This is a genomic window from Vibrio nitrifigilis (genome assembly GCF_015686695.1).
Lineage (GTDB): Bacteria > Pseudomonadota > Gammaproteobacteria > Enterobacterales > Vibrionaceae > Vibrio > Vibrio nitrifigilis.
The window spans coordinates 1231995-1247638 of record NZ_JADPMR010000004.1 but is presented as its reverse complement, the minus strand read 5'-3'; the positions used below and the strand labels follow the sequence as shown (position 1 = coordinate 1247638).

Annotated in this window: 13 protein-coding genes; 7 read left to right on the top strand and 6 right to left on the bottom strand. The window is 41.2% G+C overall.

Annotation, left to right across the window (positions count from 1 at the left end; all coding sequences use genetic code 11):
* Nucleotides 1-2 precede the first annotated feature (2 nt).
* Nucleotides 3-1034, top strand: a complete 1032-nt coding sequence (tdh, locus tag I1A42_RS21995; protein WP_161153192.1) for an L-threonine 3-dehydrogenase — start codon at nt 3-5, stop codon at nt 1032-1034.
* 278 nt (nt 1035-1312) lie between these two features.
* Here the strand turns inward: tdh and I1A42_RS21990 are convergent, their stop codons facing one another.
* Entirely contained in the window at nt 1313-1987 is a 675-nt protein-coding gene (locus I1A42_RS21990) for an expansin EXLX1 family cellulose-binding protein (protein ID WP_161153191.1), read from the bottom strand.
* 502 nt (nt 1988-2489) lie between these two features.
* On the opposite strand from I1A42_RS21990, the gene I1A42_RS21985 reads away from it, so the two are divergent.
* The 3 genes from I1A42_RS21985 to tnpA all read left to right on the top strand — a co-directional run bounded on the left by I1A42_RS21985 (nt 2490) and on the right by tnpA (nt 4723).
* Nucleotides 2490-3086, top strand: a complete 597-nt coding sequence (locus I1A42_RS21985; protein WP_161153190.1) for a glutathione S-transferase family protein — start codon at nt 2490-2492, stop codon at nt 3084-3086.
* 503 nt (nt 3087-3589) lie between these two features.
* Entirely contained in the window at nt 3590-4066 is a 477-nt protein-coding gene (locus tag I1A42_RS21980) for a hypothetical protein (RefSeq protein ID WP_196125037.1), read from the top strand.
* Nucleotides 4067-4261: 195 nt separating this feature from the next.
* On the top strand, nt 4262-4723 hold the full coding sequence (gene tnpA / locus I1A42_RS21975; protein ID WP_161153188.1) for an IS200/IS605 family transposase: 462 nt from the start codon (nt 4262-4264) through the stop codon (nt 4721-4723).
* Between the two features lie 57 nt (nt 4724-4780).
* Here tnpA and I1A42_RS21970 read toward each other — a convergent pair whose 3' ends face one another.
* Together I1A42_RS21970 and I1A42_RS21965 are read right to left on the bottom strand one after the other, a co-directional pair.
* A complete protein-coding gene (locus I1A42_RS21970) occupies nt 4781-5356 on the bottom strand; it encodes a hypothetical protein (protein ID WP_196125035.1) in 576 nt (191 codons plus the stop codon).
* Between the two features lie 362 nt (nt 5357-5718).
* The gene (locus tag I1A42_RS21965) at nt 5719-6141 is read right to left on the bottom strand and encodes an Hsp20/alpha crystallin family protein (RefSeq protein ID WP_161153186.1); all 423 of its coding nucleotides are present in this window, start codon (nt 6139-6141) and stop codon (nt 5719-5721) included.
* A 446-nt stretch (nt 6142-6587) separates the two neighbouring features.
* On the opposite strand from I1A42_RS21965, the gene ompW reads away from it, so the two are divergent.
* Both ompW and I1A42_RS21955 read left to right on the top strand, forming a co-directional pair.
* Complete coding sequence (ompW, locus tag I1A42_RS21960; protein WP_161153185.1) at nt 6588-7232, top strand: outer membrane protein OmpW; 645 nt, start codon at nt 6588-6590, stop codon at nt 7230-7232.
* Between the two features lie 180 nt (nt 7233-7412).
* Nucleotides 7413-9782, top strand: a complete 2370-nt coding sequence (locus I1A42_RS21955; protein WP_161153184.1) for a molybdopterin-dependent oxidoreductase — start codon at nt 7413-7415, stop codon at nt 9780-9782.
* Between the two features lie 122 nt (nt 9783-9904).
* Here I1A42_RS21955 and I1A42_RS21950 read toward each other — a convergent pair whose 3' ends face one another.
* A complete protein-coding gene (locus tag I1A42_RS21950) occupies nt 9905-11779 on the bottom strand; it encodes a methyl-accepting chemotaxis protein (RefSeq protein ID WP_161153183.1) in 1875 nt (624 codons plus the stop codon).
* Nucleotides 11780-12183: 404 nt separating this feature from the next.
* On the opposite strand from I1A42_RS21950, the gene I1A42_RS21945 reads away from it, so the two are divergent.
* Nucleotides 12184-13104: an aldo/keto reductase gene (locus I1A42_RS21945; protein ID WP_408063545.1), complete on the top strand. Its 921-nt coding sequence runs from the start codon at nt 12184-12186 to the stop codon at nt 13102-13104.
* Between the two features lie 91 nt (nt 13105-13195).
* Here the strand turns inward: I1A42_RS21945 and I1A42_RS21940 are convergent, their stop codons facing one another.
* A complete protein-coding gene (locus I1A42_RS21940) occupies nt 13196-14524 on the bottom strand; it encodes an anaerobic C4-dicarboxylate transporter (RefSeq protein WP_196125714.1) in 1329 nt (442 codons plus the stop codon).
* A 259-nt stretch (nt 14525-14783) separates the two neighbouring features.
* Nucleotides 14784-15614 (bottom strand): ammonia-dependent NAD(+) synthetase, encoded by an 831-nt coding sequence (nadE, locus tag I1A42_RS21935; RefSeq protein ID WP_161153181.1) that lies wholly within the window; start codon nt 15612-15614, stop codon nt 14784-14786.
* Between the last annotated feature and the right edge of the window lie 30 nt (nt 15615-15644).

Sequence of the window (15644 nt, the reverse complement as noted above, 5' to 3'; positions counted from 1 at the left end):
CCATGAAAATTAAAGCGTTATCAAAACTTAAGCGTGAACAGGGCATCTGGATGACTGAGGTCGAAAAGCCAGAACCTGGCCATAATGACTTACTGATTAAAATTCGTAAAACGGCCATATGTGGTACGGATGTCCATATTTACAACTGGGATGAATGGTCACAAAACACCATCCCAGTGCCTATGGTGGTTGGACATGAATACGTAGGTGAAGTTGTCGGTATAGGCTCTGATGTCCGTGGTTTTGCGTTAGGAGATCGCGTTTCAGGGGAAGGTCATATCACCTGTGGCCACTGTCGTAATTGTCGCGGTGGTCGCACGCATTTATGCCGTAATACCATCGGTGTTGGTGTCAACCGTACTGGGGCATTTGCTGAGTACTTGGTGATTCCAGCCTTTAACGCGTTTAAAATTCCAGAAGGAATCTCCGATGATTTAGCGTCAATTTTTGACCCGTTTGGTAACGCAGTTCATACCGCTTTATCTTTTGATTTAGTGGGGGAAGATGTCTTAATTACTGGTGCCGGCCCTATTGGTATTATGGCTGCTGCGGTCGCAAAACACGTGGGTGCCCGCCATGTTGTTATTACTGATGTGAATGAGTATCGCCTTGATCTTGCGCGTAAAATGGGCGTTACTCGCGCAGTTAATGTTGCAACCGAAAAACTGTCTGATGTGATGAAAGAGCTGAAGATGACCGAAGGTTTTGACGTTGGTTTGGAAATGTCAGGTGTGCCAAGTGCATTCAGCTCTATGCTAGATAGCATGAATCACGGTGGTCGTATTGCATTACTCGGCATTCCTCCGTCAGATATGGCTATCGATTGGAATAAGGTGATTTTCAAGGGCTTGATCATTAAAGGTATCTATGGCCGTGAAATGTTCGAAACTTGGTACAAGATGGCAAGCCTAATCCAATCTGGCTTAGATTTAACACCAATTATCACTCACCACTTCAAGATCGATGACTTCCAACAAGGCTTTGATACCATGCGTAGCGGGGCTTCTGGTAAAGTTATCCTTGATTGGCAATAGCGATATCATGGTTTAAGGCGTCTTTATTGGCGTCTTTTTCTTTTTTAATGGATGAAAAACCAACGTACGGAAAATGTCCGGTTTTTATTCCATATCTGAATGAGATTTATACGGCTTAGAACCTTTCGTGAGTTTATTGTAAGTTGTTGTAAATATAGATAAATTGTATACAAGCACACCTATAAAATAGTATTATCACGCTCGAGGACATAGCAATGAACCTCGTGTGTATTTTATATGTGTTTTGGGCTCGTTTATAACGAGCCCGTTTTTTTTGATTAATCAGCGTCAGGGAATTGTGCCGCTGTATCTATCTCTGAATTCAAAATCAAACTAATCGATTTCACCGTTAGAGTTTGCCCTTTTGAGTCGGTAATCTGAAAATCGTATGGACCGACGCCAAAACCATCATTTTTTACAAAATAATTGTAAGATTGTCGTTCGACGGTCGTGAAATCATTACCTGAACCGCTTATGCGATATTTGAGTGTTTTTATCGGGTATTTATGATCTCGGACTTGTATACCGGTCCACCATTGGCTTGAGCCTTCTTTAAAATAGAGCTTTATGTTTTCATCAATCGGATCGGCAACGTAATGCCATGAAATTGGGATAATTCCCGTTTCTATTGCGGCAATTTTGGCAAAAGCGGTTTTATCGAGATCGACATCCCCTTGAGAACATTCAGGACATTGATCATCAATTCTGACGGTAATTGACTGGTTGGTATCAGTATTTGTTACCTTAATATAGGCTCCACAGGCTGACGAGTTATCATAATCACTGGCATTCATCGCAGCGGTATAAATCGTATCGTCTGGAGTAGGAAAGCTACAGTTGCCGCCTCCTCCGTAACTATAAAATGTCCCTTTACCGCTATGAGTACTCTCGGTTGCTAAACAATAAGGACTGATGCTGAGTCCCGTCATGATGATAAATAATAATATTTTCATAAGTTCCTCTTTAATCTAAAGGCCAAAGGTCCACTTATTGATTATTCATTCAGTGTTTATTGGCTTTTTAACAAGATGTATTTCAATATGATTTCGAAATCAAATTCAGATATCGAATAAAAAATAATATCGAGCTAAATATTGAAAATTAAGTCAAATAAACGTACTGGTTTTGTAAGGACATTAAATTTATAGAGGAGGAGTCAATAATTAATATGTAAATAACAATCTGAAATGGGATATATATTAAACATTTACGTGATACTTTGTTGCGTTAAATATGCCAGAAATAAACCTTGGTGATTAGTAAATAAAATTGGTTTATTAGAAATTGATTTATGAGACGAGCGGCTTTAATCATGGATAATCGTTATTATGGCTTATTATTGTTTTCATCGTCAGTTGCGCAAAACGAGCGCTTCATCGCAGTTAATGCAGCATGATATACGTATTATCTCTAGATAATATTCATAAAATTAATAGAATCTGGTTGGGTAATGTCATGAAAATTATATTATATAGTGCGGATGGCTCTAACTGTTCTCAGCGAGTAGAGTGGGCATTAAACTACAAAAAAACACCTTATCAACGTATCGAAGTGACGCAAGATATGATGCATGGCTCGTATCTTGAACTTAGTGCTTTTGGTTATGTCCCCGCAATCTCGATAGATGGTTATATTATTTGTGAATCAGTCGCTATCATTGAATGCTTGGAAGAGTTAATGCCTAATCCACCTTTGCTTGGACGTTCTCTGTTTGAGAGAGCTTCTATTCGCGAAGTATGTGAATTTGTTAACGGCACTATTCATACCCCGCAAAATCGGTCTGTGTTACAAGTGATTCGACCAGATATTAATGAACAAGAAAAGCGCCAGCTAAGAGCAGATTGGATCAGCAGTTGTTTAAACAAACTGGAAGATCGATTATGTTTAAAATCAGCGTATGCTGTCGGTGGCAGTTTTTCAGCAGCGGATATTTTTGTCGCTTCTATTTATAAGAAAGCGCGCTATCAAAATAAAATTTATTTACCTTTCTATGAACGCCACCTTGATCATCTTCGTATTCATGAAGCGATAGAGTCTTCTGAACCGATGTAAATACAACTTTATTTTGGGGGATGTCATCGCCCCCAGAATATCGGTATTGCATTTTATGTTCTTCACGTATTGCCATTTAATTATAAAATATTAACTGTCAATTCTTCGAGGCATATCCTATTTTTTAGTAGATGTATACCCAAGTAACCTCAAGATGCTGTTTCAGCGAGAATGTATTCGCTCTTAGGCAAGGCACTGATTTGAAGACATAGTCATTCTACGTAGAAAATAAGTAACACAGCCTAGGAGCGAATAAAACTCGCCCTTTGGGAGCTCATCAACAAACCTATTTCTGCGCTCAATCACGTTAAAAGGGAATGACCATTCCTGCCGTGATTGAGCTTGACCTAGGCTCGTTGATGAAGCTCTGAATCCTGCATCTTGAGGTCATTTGGGTATATATTCGCTAATTGTTTTCGGTCAGAAACCTGACTTATTGTTCACAAAGTCTTCCGATTGGCGTGTTTTACTGTTTACCAGCGAAAACGAATTGGAGATATTCTGTGAAACCGATATTGACCCTTGCCCTATGTTCTGCCGCTGTTTTATCTGGTTGTGCAAGTCATTCTGCTTCCTCGAAAGATGAAAAATCAGCTCAGCCGCAAAGCAGTGTCGAAGCGCTAAAAACATGGGACGATGCTTACGGTAATTGTATTCAGCAAGCCAAAACCAGCCAATACGCTTTCCCAAAAGATAATCAATGGTTTAATTCTCTTGATCAAACTAAAAAGAAAAATGTAGTTGTCTATTTGTACCAAGAAAAAATGTACGGGTGTTCAGCCGATGAAACAACGGCATTAAAACAAGCATTAACAAATGATGGTAATGACACGTTATTGAAATTTTTTACCAGCGTAAATGTGTTTGAGAAGCCTAATACCAAGTTAATTGAAGGGGTAGACCAACAGCAAATCTCGGCTTTTGCCAAGCAAGTTCCTGTCTTTAATCTTGCTTATGCCGCTAAACAACTTAATTTCTAATTTCCTTTGTGTGTAATCCACTGCTTGCGAGGCCATGAGCCTCGCTTTTTTTGTGCAAAGAAAACCCCCAGCTAGGCTGGGGGTTCCGTCGAGCTTATAGATATAAGTCAGTTATAAAACCCCTTTCAATTTGTTAGAAATATCTTGTGGTCTGGCAACTACAAGAGTTAAACAAAAATTGAAAGGGGTCCCAATATGGGGGACGAGAAGAGCTTAGCTCACACAAGATGGAACTGTAAATATCATATAGTATTCGCACCCAAATATAGGAGACAGGTGTTCTACGGGGAAAAACGTCGAGCAGTTGGAGAGATATTGCGAAAGTTATGTGAATGGAAAAATGTGAATATACTCGAGGCGGAATGCTGTAAAGATCATGTACATATGCTTTTAGAAATTCCCCCGAAGATGAGTGTTTCGGGTTTTATGGGATATTTAAAAGGTAAAAGTAGTTTGATGCTTTACGAGCGATTTGGTGATTTGAAATTCAAATACCGAAATCGAGAATTTTGGTGCCGGGGCTATTACGTTGACACAGTAGGTAAGAATACAGGCAAAATCCAAAATTATATCAAGCACCAATTGGAGCAAGATAAAATGGGAGAACAACTGTCGATCCCATATGCAGGAAACCCGTTTACGGGTCGCAAGAAATAGTTGTATGCAAATGCCAGATCACTATGCGCCTGCTAGGGCGCTGCTGGTAGGAGAGCCTTATAGGCGCATATGAAAACCTCCGGCTTTGCCGGAGGATTCTTTTTCAGGCCATTGGGAAAATTTTCCCGCCGCTGCGCTATCAATGTCATCATGCAGTGAATAGTGATAGGCATTGCGTGGATCGGTACTGATAGTGACGGGAATGCCTAAAGTTGTGTGTTCAGCGAATTGTTGTAGCTTATTGTTCTGCTGGGCAAAGCGAGCGGGATTATCGCCATCTAGTCGCGTTATCATGGCATTAACGTGATCGTTTTGAATCATGGTCTTAAGCTGGTCAAGATCATAGGTTGGTCCACGTCCCATGACATTATGTGGTGCTGGCGCAGAGGCGTGCATCATGGCTCCCGCTTTTTCGGCGAGTGTCATGCGTGCAACGAGGTCTTTGGCGCGAATGCTATTTGATAATCGCCAATCCTCGTACGGGTTGAGAATACCATCACGATTCAGGTCTTTGAATTGAAGGTGATTAATGGTGAGTATCTTAGCGTCCTGATATGTGAGTTGAGGCTGACTAGTGGCTGCAAGCACGCACACGGGAAGTAGTGCAAGACCAAATGGGAGAATTTTTAACATTATTGGGTCCATTCCATTATTTAATTATTTTTCAACCAACCTATCGCCTGTCAGTGATGGGATATAACTGGCTGTCCACAGCCTAAAAACAAAAAAACCTGAGTACTACAATGTAGTGCTCAGGTTTTGCCTGCCGGTCAGTCTGTTCTATCACATAGAGGAAACTGACCATACAGTAACAATCCAAGTTGATATTAAACCTTTTGCATTTAATGGTGTGTTTAATGGATCACAACTTATCGGTTTAAAGAGAGCTTATTCATGCTCGCAGAAACAGCATCTTGAGGTTTAAATATGAAGGGATATTAAAAAGGCGCAGTATAAGCTGCGCCAATATAGATAATTAATATATATTATGAAGATTAATTAATGGTTATTTTGCGTGCTTCATCAGGTTGAGATTCCAGCTTCGGAATATTGACATGCAATTCACCATCATTAAATTCAGCTACGATATCTTGATCGGCAATATTATCACCGAGGGTGAAACTTCTTACCATTTTACCTTGATAACGTTCGCGATGAATAACTTGATCGCCGTCTTTTTTATCAAGTTCTTTTTTAGTTTGTGCTTCAATGGTTAAAGTCCCATTGTGGCAAGTCACAGTAACGTCTTCTTTCGCTACTCCGGGTAAGTCGGCGATGATTTCGAATGCATTATTTTTTTCAACCACGTCTACACGTGGAGAGAAAAATTCAGATTCGAAACGAGGTCGAATAGACGGAAAAGCATTGTCAAACAAACGACTGAAATCAGACCAAGAATCACGTGGAATCAAGCTCATAATAATCCTCCTGTTTGTGAGTGTTGCTTCTATATCTTTTCGTCGGTTAGATACCTTTCATATCCAACCTGATCAGTAAGTTGGGGAGGCATTATTCATATTCAAGGGGTGAAAATGAAAAAAAATGAACCTATTGCTGCAAACAAGTAATTTAAATTGGAGAAATGCAGAATAAGGTAATCATTTTTCGATATTTTTAATTTTTTCTAAATAGGTTGTTACAAATTGATTTCAGTCAATATCGCGGGTTTTCTGTGTGCTAGTCTGCGCACAGAAAATAATTCTGCCCAAATAACTCTAAGATTTGGTGATAGATCAATTCGATGGATGGTATTTTCCTGTTAGTTTTTGTCCTAGCGGCGGAAAGTATTTCCACGCAGTTTGATATTAGGAACTAATCTTGACGTTGTTTTGCGGTATGAGCCCAAAATAAAGGAAAATAACAAATGAAAAAAACATTATGTGGATTAGCAGTCCTATCTGCCCTTGTATCAACAAACGTTCTTGCTCACCAACAAGGTGATATCTTTGTTCGTGCTGGTATCGCATCAGTTATTCCTCTAGATAGTAGTGACCGTATTTTAGGTTCAACTGATAAGTTAGCCGTCAATACCAATACGCAACTTGGCTTAACTTTCGATTACATGGTAACGGACCATATTGGCCTAGAACTATTGGCAGCCACTCCTTTTGAACACGATATTTCTACTGGTTACGGTAGCCTTGGCGACGTTGCAACGACTAAACAACTGCCACCAACATTGATGGTTGAATACTACTTCAATGAGCCTGCTGCAAAATGGCAACCATACGCAGGTCTTGGTATTAACTACACTAACTTCTACGATTCTAAATTCAACTCAACTGGTCATGATGCTGGTTTAAGCGATCTTAACCTAGATAACTCTTGGGGTTATGCTGCGAATATTGGTGTGGATTACCAAGTAAATGATAACTGGTTAGTGAACGCATCACTTTGGTATGCAGACATCGATACTACTGCTCACTACTCAGTTGGTGATACTCGTTACAGCACAGACGTAGATATCAACCCAATCGTATTTATGGCGTCTGTAGGTTACACATTCTAATTCAACATGAAACTGTGTTGAGCAATGTCTAAGCGTGCTTTCGAGCGCGCTTTTTTTTAATCAGTAGAAGTGACGCTGTCACTAAGTGTGATGTAAAACAAATACGTATCATCGAGACCAATATCTGTCTATGTTAGACTGAATTCCAAAGACGATAACGCTTCGGGATAAAGGCGATAGATGAAAGAACATAAGCAATCAATATTGGGTGGAAATACCGTTTCTTATACAGCTTCACACTGGGGGCTGTATCAGGTGGAATCCCCTATGTCGCCCAATATGACGCTATCCCATTATCCAGACGATCATGATCCTTCTCCGATTGGCTTGTATCTCAATCATCCACAAGTCGAAAAATTGAGGGTAACGAAACCTGCGATTCGCCGTGGCTGGTATGAGCAATACTATGGTGGAAAGGGATCGCCACGCGGTGGCGATGATTATATTGAAGTGGAGTGGGAGGAAGCGCTTAACATTGTTGCAGCAGAATTAACGAGAGTAAAAACCACCTATGGGAATCAAGCAATTTATGGCGGTTCTTATGGTTGGTCAAGCTCTGGGCGCTTTCATCACGCACAAAGTCAGATACACCGATTCCTTAATAGCTTTGGTGGTTATGTTCGGCACAAAGATTCATACAGCCTAGGCGCCGCAGGGCCATTGATGCACTGGTTGGTGATGCCTATGGGCGAGCTGATGACTTCTCATACTGATTGGGCAACACTCGCAAAACATACCGAAATCTTTTTAAGCTTTGGTGGTGCACCGCGCAAAAATGCACAAGTTTCTTATGGTGGTACGGTTGACCATCGGTTACACGATAGCCTTTGTACGATGAATAAGGCGGGCGTACGCTTTATTAATATTAGCCCGGTTCAGGACGATATTGATACTGAAGGTTCAGTCACTTGGTTACCCATTAAGCCTAACACTGATACTGCATTAATATTAGGTTTAGCTTACACATTATGGCAAAACAAACTTCATGATATGCAATTCATTCAACGCTACTGTGTTGGGTTTGATGTGTTTGAAAAATATTTGACTGGTCAGAGTGACGGTATACCCAAAACAGCGCAATGGGCGGCAGATATTACTGGGATTAATGTCTGCGATATTGAGAGTCTTGCCTTTGATATTGCCAATCATCGCACCATGGTCAATATGGCGTGGGCGCTTCAACGCGCTCACCACGGTGAGCAACCATGTTTTGCTTTAGTTACGCTCGCTGCAATGTTAGGACAGATCGGCTTGCCAGGCGGTGGTTTTGGATTTTGCTATGGTGCAGAAAACTTGGTCGGGAGTCCTAACCCGTTGTTTTTTGGACCGACCTTGGAACAAGGTCAGCCTCCGATTGATCATTTTATTCCGGTAGCTCGAGTCGTTGATATGCTACTAAATCCAGGGGAAACCTTCACTTATCAGGGTGAGACTCACACATATCAAGATATCCGAATGGTTTATTGGGCGGGCGGTAATCCATTTCATCATCACCAAAACCTGAGTCAACTTGCACAGGCTTGGCAACGCCCCGAAACCATTATTACACATGAGCAGTATTGGACGCCTTCCGCAAAAATGGCAGATATTGTATTACCCGTAACGACAACACTGGAACGGAATGACATTTTTTATGCTAACCGTGAAACCGTGATGGCTGCAATGAAACAAGCGAAATCACCTACCGGAGAAGCAAAAGACGATTACAGTATTTTTTCTGAATTAGCCAAGCGGTTAAACATTGCTGAACAGTTTACGAGAGGGTTAGACGCTCAGGGATGGCTAGCGTATTTATATACCAACTGGCAGGAGCAAATGGAGCGGGAATATCGACTCGATTTGCCAGATTTTAACGCATTTTGGGAAAATGACTTACTTGAGCTGCCTAAAGGTGATAAGCCATTAGTATTACTTGAAAACTTCCGCAAAGATCCCGGCAAATACCCATTAAAAACGCCAAGCGGCAAAATCGAAATTTTTTCACAATCTATCGCTGATTTTAATTTGCCAGATTGTCCTGGGTTTGCCTGTTGGCTCCCTCCGCATGAGTGGTTGGGTAGTAAAAAAGCGGTACAGTTTCCACTGCATATGATCTCAGATCAACCTAAAAATAAACTGCATAGTCAGTTGGATCACAGTCCGCACAGCCAAAAGGATAAAATAAATCAACGAGAGCCGATTTACATCAATGCAGAAGATGCAGCAATGCGCGGCTTACAATTTGGTGATTTAGTTCGAGTATTTAATCAACGCGGCAGTTGTTTAGCGTCTGCAGTGCCATCGGATAACATTCGCCAAGGGGTTGTGCGCCTTTCTACTGGGGCTTGGTTTGATCCATTAACACCTCGTTTTCAAGACGGGCAATTTTTGCTCGAAAAACATGGCAACCCTAATGCATTAACCGCAGATATTCCCGCTTCGAGTTTTTCTCAAGGATGCAGTGCGCAAACTTGTTTGGTTGAAGTGCAACGTTGGCAAGGTGAGTCTTATGCTGTCACTGCTTACGAGCAGCCCAACATTGTCGCTAAGTCATCTGAAGATGATGGTTAACTGTGACACTAAATGATTGGTTCAAGCCTTTTTGTTTTAAAATAAAAACGCCGTTAAAGTAAAGAAATTATATTTATCATTCTTTACCGGTCGTGTAACGGCGTAGTATCAATCGATTTTTATTACCAGCGGAAAATTTGAATCGATTTATTCATGCTTCCAGCTATTTCAGTCAGTTCACGTGACCTTGCATGGTTCTTATCTGATATAGCCACGGTTGAACGCGCTAATTCATTGATTTCTTCAACATTTGCGCCAATCTCTGCGGCAACGTGACTTTGCTCCTCAACCGCTGCTGCGATTTGCGTGTTCATATCGAGAATATGAGATACCGCAGTTTGGATTTGTTGCAGTGCTTGGCTCGCCACTTCCGATTTTTCTGAGGTGACTTGTGCATTGTTCATGTTTTCACGCATCAGTTCGACAGAATGGCTTGCTTCATTTTGCAGATGCTGAATGGTGTCAGTAATCGCTGTCGTGCTTTCTTTCGTTTTATTCGCCAAATTGCGAACTTCGTCTGCAACCACAGCAAAACCACGTCCGTGCTCTCCTGCTCGTGCAGCTTCAATCGCCGCATTCAGAGCGAGTAAGTTGGTTTGCTCAGACAAGCCATCAATGACTTCGAGAACTTGACCGATACTTTGGGTTTCTTTCTCTAAGCGGATATTGGCTTCGACCACTTCTTCGATACTGCGAACCAGAGAAACCACGCTTTGGTTCATATCATTAACCACAACGAGACCCTGATCTGAATAGGTGTTCGCTTCTTTCGCTGAATCTGATGCTTTTAGGGCGTTACGTGCAACTTCATCGATCGAGACTGACATTTCATTCATCGCGGTAGCGGCTTGTTCAAGTTGAGCCATTTGCGATTCAGAACTCGTTTTCACTTGTGAAGACGTATCCGACATTTGCGTTGATGCGGTTTCAAGTGTTTCAGCGGATTGATGGATATTTTTGATCGTATCTTTTAGGTTAGCGATCATGATTAGCATCGCACCTAAGATCCCGATTTCACCGCCTTTTGCTACTGGGCTTAAATCACCTTTAGCGGTGTTTTTAACCATATTTTCGATGACGGTTGGTTCGCCACCAATAGGGCGGTACATCAAGCGCATCACAACCCAATACGTCACACCAAGCGAAATTAGCAGAGCAATAATCGCTAAGATAATGCTTGATTTGAGGTTGTCGCTAGAGGCGGCCATGATGTTATCTTGTTTTTCCCAACTCCAGACGGTCCAGCCTAATTCTTGCGAAATCGCGTTGACCACAAAGTAGGTGTCTCCATCTGCTTGGTAAGTGTGACTTGAGCCACTCTGGTTTTTGTATTTTGCGTAAGATGGTCTTAATTGATATAAGCTTTTACCAATCAATTCGGGTTTATGCGCTGAAATAATGTAACCATCTTTGCGGTTCACGTATAAATGGTTATTACCCGATAGCTCTTTGATATAAGTGGTTAATTCATCTAAGCCAACGTTTACCCCTATAATACCGACAATACGGCCCTGACGTTTTACCGGTTCGACCAGTGACATAATCAGTTTGCCAGATGTGGCTTTGTACGGGGTTGTCATTACCGAACTTTCGCCCGCCATGATGCGGGTATACCATTCACGACCAGCTGATTTCGCATTAAAATTAGCGATCAGGCCGCCTGTACGGTAGGTATCCCCATTTGCTGCGCCATAAAAGGCACTGACAACGCCATAGTTGCCTTCCATAAACTTAAGTGTATTAACCAGTTGATCAACATTAAGCTCCCCTTGACCGTCTACATCAATGGCGTTAGCTGCCATTTTTAGAACATCAAAGTTACGTAGCATTTTTTGTTCAACACCGGATGCGATTAAGGAAGCTTCTTGCTTCAACTTATCGGTGTAGTTCGATTCTGAGGAGCTACTAAAAGAGAGGTAACCGGATCCAACGATAAACAATATGACAAGCGTAAATAGTCCGCCAATTGTTAATAGAATTTTATTTTTTGCGCTCATGAGATTCCTTTCAGAATAGACAGAGGTATTTCACTTCTGGGAGATAATCGAAGTAATTTACTAGAGCCTAAAATGTAAAGTGACAATAGGTTGGCTTAGAAATGACTAATGTATTCAACATTGATTAAACAATCAAGATAATAACGTAATTTATCAACGAATATTTTACCCAAATAAATTTAATTAGAATATCGCACTTTAAAATAAAATTTATAATAGGTGATTAAATAATTCTCTCACTAAGGATATTGTGGCGAATTAACTTGCAAAAATAGATGATAAAACGTTCTGCTTATTGACTCAAATTTTACAACTAGTCCTCGCGGGCTACGAATAAAACACGTAAGGTGCGAGAATAGAATTGTCGAAGATAAGGTAGAAAAACACCCGTGGTTAAGGAACAAATAATGGATAAAGTCACGTTTACAGGGCAAGGGCCAGAGTGTTCTCAATTGGTGCAAGGCTATTGGCGTTTAGCTGAGTGGGGAATGTCTGCCCAGGAGAGGCTAACCTTCATTCAACAACATGTCGAGTTGGGAGTATCAACGGTTGACCATGCTGATATTTATGGAATGCATCAGTGTGAGCGTTTGTTCGGCGAAGCTCTGGCGCTAAAACCTGAATTAAAGCAGAAAATTCAGATTGTTACTAAATGTGATATTAACCTGACTGGATCGATTTTCCCACAACGTAAAGTAAAACATTATGATACGAGTGCTGAGCATATTATTCATTCTGTCGAAAACTCGTTACAAGCTTTAGGTGTCGATAAACTAGACGTGTTGCTGATACATCGCCCTGATGCTTTGCTTGATGCCGATGAAGTCGCATTGTGTTTTGAGCGATTACAGCAACAAGGCAAAGTAGTGCACTTTGGAGTATCCAACTTTACTCCAAGTCAGTTCTCATTATTGCAGTCGCGCTTAGATCAACCATTGGTAACCAATCAGGTGGAAATTAATCCATTAAATTTCGATGTGGTACATGATGGAACATTAGATCAACTGCAACAATTACGTGTGCGACCGATGGCTTGGTCTTGTTTGGCTGGTGGTGAATTATCTCGCTCTAGTAATAATCATTTAACAGAACGTTCTAAACGTGTTGTTGATGAATTATACGCGGTTGCTCAAGAGTTAGGAGCAAAGAATATTGAGCAAGTTATTTATGCATGGATACGTCGTTTACCTTCTAACCCCATTCCTATTTTAGGATCAGGTAAAATTGCACGTGTAAATAACGCAGTTGATGCTCTTAAATATGAATTATCACGTGAGCAGTGGTATCGGATTTGGACGGCATCAATGGGACAGGAAGTTCCATAAATATTATCTATACATTGAATTTATATATTTATATTATGAATAAGGCGAGTCTATTACTCGCCTTATTATGTGTAAAAATAAGCTAAGTATATTAACCGATGACGATTTGACCTAATACGTAACCCATACAGCAACCACCAATAACAGCAATTAAACCAATGCTCATAAATGAATGGTTAAAATACCACTTACCAATTTTGGTTGTTCCGGTGATATCAAAGTTAACGGTCGCAATGTCGGATGGGTAGTTAGGAATAAAGAAGTAACCGTAAAGCGCAGGCATCAGTCCGATGACAAGCTCTGGAGGTAACCCCAACCCAAGACCAACTGGTAGCATCATACGAGCCACGGCAGCTTGAGAGTTGACCACAACCGAGACAATGAACAAGGCAAGCGCGAAAGTCCAAGGATAATCGGTCACCATTTCTATGATACCAGCGCGAAATTGCGGCATGGCGTATTGGAAATAGGTATCGGACATCCAAGCAATACCATAAATAGCAATGGCCGCGACCATACCGGATTTGAACACTACGCCGTTGGGGACTTTTTTCGGATCGGTTTTGGTAATCAAAAGTATCAAACCACCGAAACAAAGCATCATCATCTGGATGATGACTGTCATTTTGACGGGTTTCGCTCCATCCACTATGGTACGAACATCAGGAACCATCGCAACAAAAACGATAGCAAGCAAGGATAAAATAAACAGTATTACTGCGTTGCGTGATGAGTTAGGTAATTTTTCATTCAGCGTTGTAGCAGTTGTACTATCGATACGTTCTTTGAACGTTGGATCTTTTAGTTTTTCTTGATATTCAGGGTCTGCATCTAATTCTTTACCACGGCGTAAGCTATATAAAGCCATTAATAATACGCCAAATAACGTAGATGGGATGGTGACCATAAGAATGGAAAGTAAAGTGATGTGATGGTCAATTTCCGACAGTTGAGCTAAGTAGTATACAACGGCTGCTGAAATGGGTGAGGCGGTGATACCGACTTGCGATGCAACAGAAGCGGCGGCCATAGGACGTTCTGGGCGGATATTATTTTTCAGTGCCACATCACCGATGATTGGCATTATGGAGTATACGGCATGGCCTGTTCCAAGCATAAAAGTCATGGTGTAAGTGACAAACGGTGCGATCAGAGTGACCCGTTTAGGGTTTTTTCTCAGCAGCTTTTCCGCGATTTGTAACATATATTTTAGGCCACCCGCGGCTTCCAAAATAGAAGCACAAGTGACTACCGCCAAAATGATTAACATTACTGTAATAGGCGGTGAGGTAGGTGGCATGTGAAAAATAAAGACTTCAATAACTAAGCCTATACCCGACACGACCCCTAAACCAATACCACCATACCGCGAACCAATGTACAGCATCAGTAGTAGGAACAAAAATTCCAAATACAACATAAGCATTGCTCTCTATTAAAAGTTGAATCAAAACTGGGTTTATTTTGCGATGTTCGTTGCAAAAAGAATGGTGTGTTCTTCACATTCAGCTATGTACAAAAAAGAGAGTGTGGAGAGTATGAATAGGCTCACGTTATTTAATAACTACGTAAAAAATATAAATATTTATTGTTAATTAAATGTTTCATGGGGCAAAAAATAGCCAGCGTTTGAGCTGGCTATTGAGGAGCGTTATATCGAAATGATTGGATCGAATGCTTTAGTCGTAGATCGTTGGGATCGGTTGACGTTTATGCTGGGTGGCTTGGTATATAGCAACAATACGTTGTGTTACTTCTGGAGCCACATCTTTGCCTTCTAAGAAATCATCGATTTGATCATAGGTGAGGTTTAGCGCATCTTCATCCGCTTTTTGTGGTGTTAATTCTTCCAGATCGGCTGTCGGTACCTTATGCACTAGTACTTCTGGCGCGCCCAGTTTGGCAGAAACTTGACGAACTTGGCGTTTGCTCAAACCAAATAGTGGGGCTAAATCACAAGCGCCATCACCGTATTTGGTATAGAAGCCAGTGATGTTTTCCGCTGAGTGGTCGGTACCCAGGACAAGGCCACCCACATAACCAGCGATTTCATACTGAGCAACCATACGTGCGCGAGCTTTAACGTTACCTTTTACGAAATCTTGTTTAGATTCACATTCTGGAAGTAGGCCTGTGCCTTCTAGCGCAGCATGTGTTGAAGCATGAATGCCATCTACGCCTGGTTTTACATTAACAGCAACCGAGTGAGTCGGTTTGATGAAAGATAAGGCAATTTGTGCCTCGTCTTCATCTTTTTGTTCCCCGTAAGGTAAACGAACCGCAATAAATTGATAATCAGAGCTATTCGTTTCTTGATTTAGAGATTCAACGGCAAGTTGAGCTAAGCGGCCACAAGTGGTCGAATCGACACCACCACTGATACCTAGAACAAGGGATTTGCAGCCAGATTCTTTTAACTTGCTTTTAATGAAGCCTACGCGGCGTTCAATTTCAAATTCAGGGTCGATGCTCGCGAGTACATGCATCTCTTCGCGTATAATTTGTTCCATTACGGTTCCTTTTCCTGCAAGCAATATCAA

What these genes read in the sequence shown, in the direction of transcription:
- nadE (WP_161153181.1), bottom strand. Translation starts at nt 15,614, where the DNA reads ATGGAACAAATTATACGCGAAGAGATGCATGTACTCGCGAGCATCGAC.
- I1A42_RS21950 (WP_161153183.1), bottom strand. Translation starts at nt 11,779, where the DNA reads ATGAGCGCAAAAAATAAAATTCTATTAACAATTGGCGGACTATTTACG.
- I1A42_RS21970 (WP_196125035.1), bottom strand. Translation starts at nt 5,356, where the DNA reads ATGTTAAAAATTCTCCCATTTGGTCTTGCACTACTTCCCGTGTGCGTG.
- tdh (WP_161153192.1), top strand. Translation starts at nt 3, where the DNA reads ATGAAAATTAAAGCGTTATCAAAACTTAAGCGTGAACAGGGCATCTGG.
- I1A42_RS21955 (WP_161153184.1), top strand. Translation starts at nt 7,413, where the DNA reads ATGAAAGAACATAAGCAATCAATATTGGGTGGAAATACCGTTTCTTAT.
- I1A42_RS21990 (WP_161153191.1), bottom strand. Translation starts at nt 1,987, where the DNA reads ATGAAAATATTATTATTTATCATCATGACGGGACTCAGCATCAGTCCT.
- I1A42_RS21985 (WP_161153190.1), top strand. Translation starts at nt 2,490, where the DNA reads ATGAAAATTATATTATATAGTGCGGATGGCTCTAACTGTTCTCAGCGA.
- ompW (WP_161153185.1), top strand. Translation starts at nt 6,588, where the DNA reads ATGAAAAAAACATTATGTGGATTAGCAGTCCTATCTGCCCTTGTATCA.
- tnpA (WP_161153188.1), top strand. Translation starts at nt 4,262, where the DNA reads ATGGGGGACGAGAAGAGCTTAGCTCACACAAGATGGAACTGTAAATAT.
- I1A42_RS21940 (WP_196125714.1), bottom strand. Translation starts at nt 14,524, where the DNA reads ATGTTGTATTTGGAATTTTTGTTCCTACTACTGATGCTGTACATTGGT.
- I1A42_RS21965 (WP_161153186.1), bottom strand. Translation starts at nt 6,141, where the DNA reads ATGAGCTTGATTCCACGTGATTCTTGGTCTGATTTCAGTCGTTTGTTT.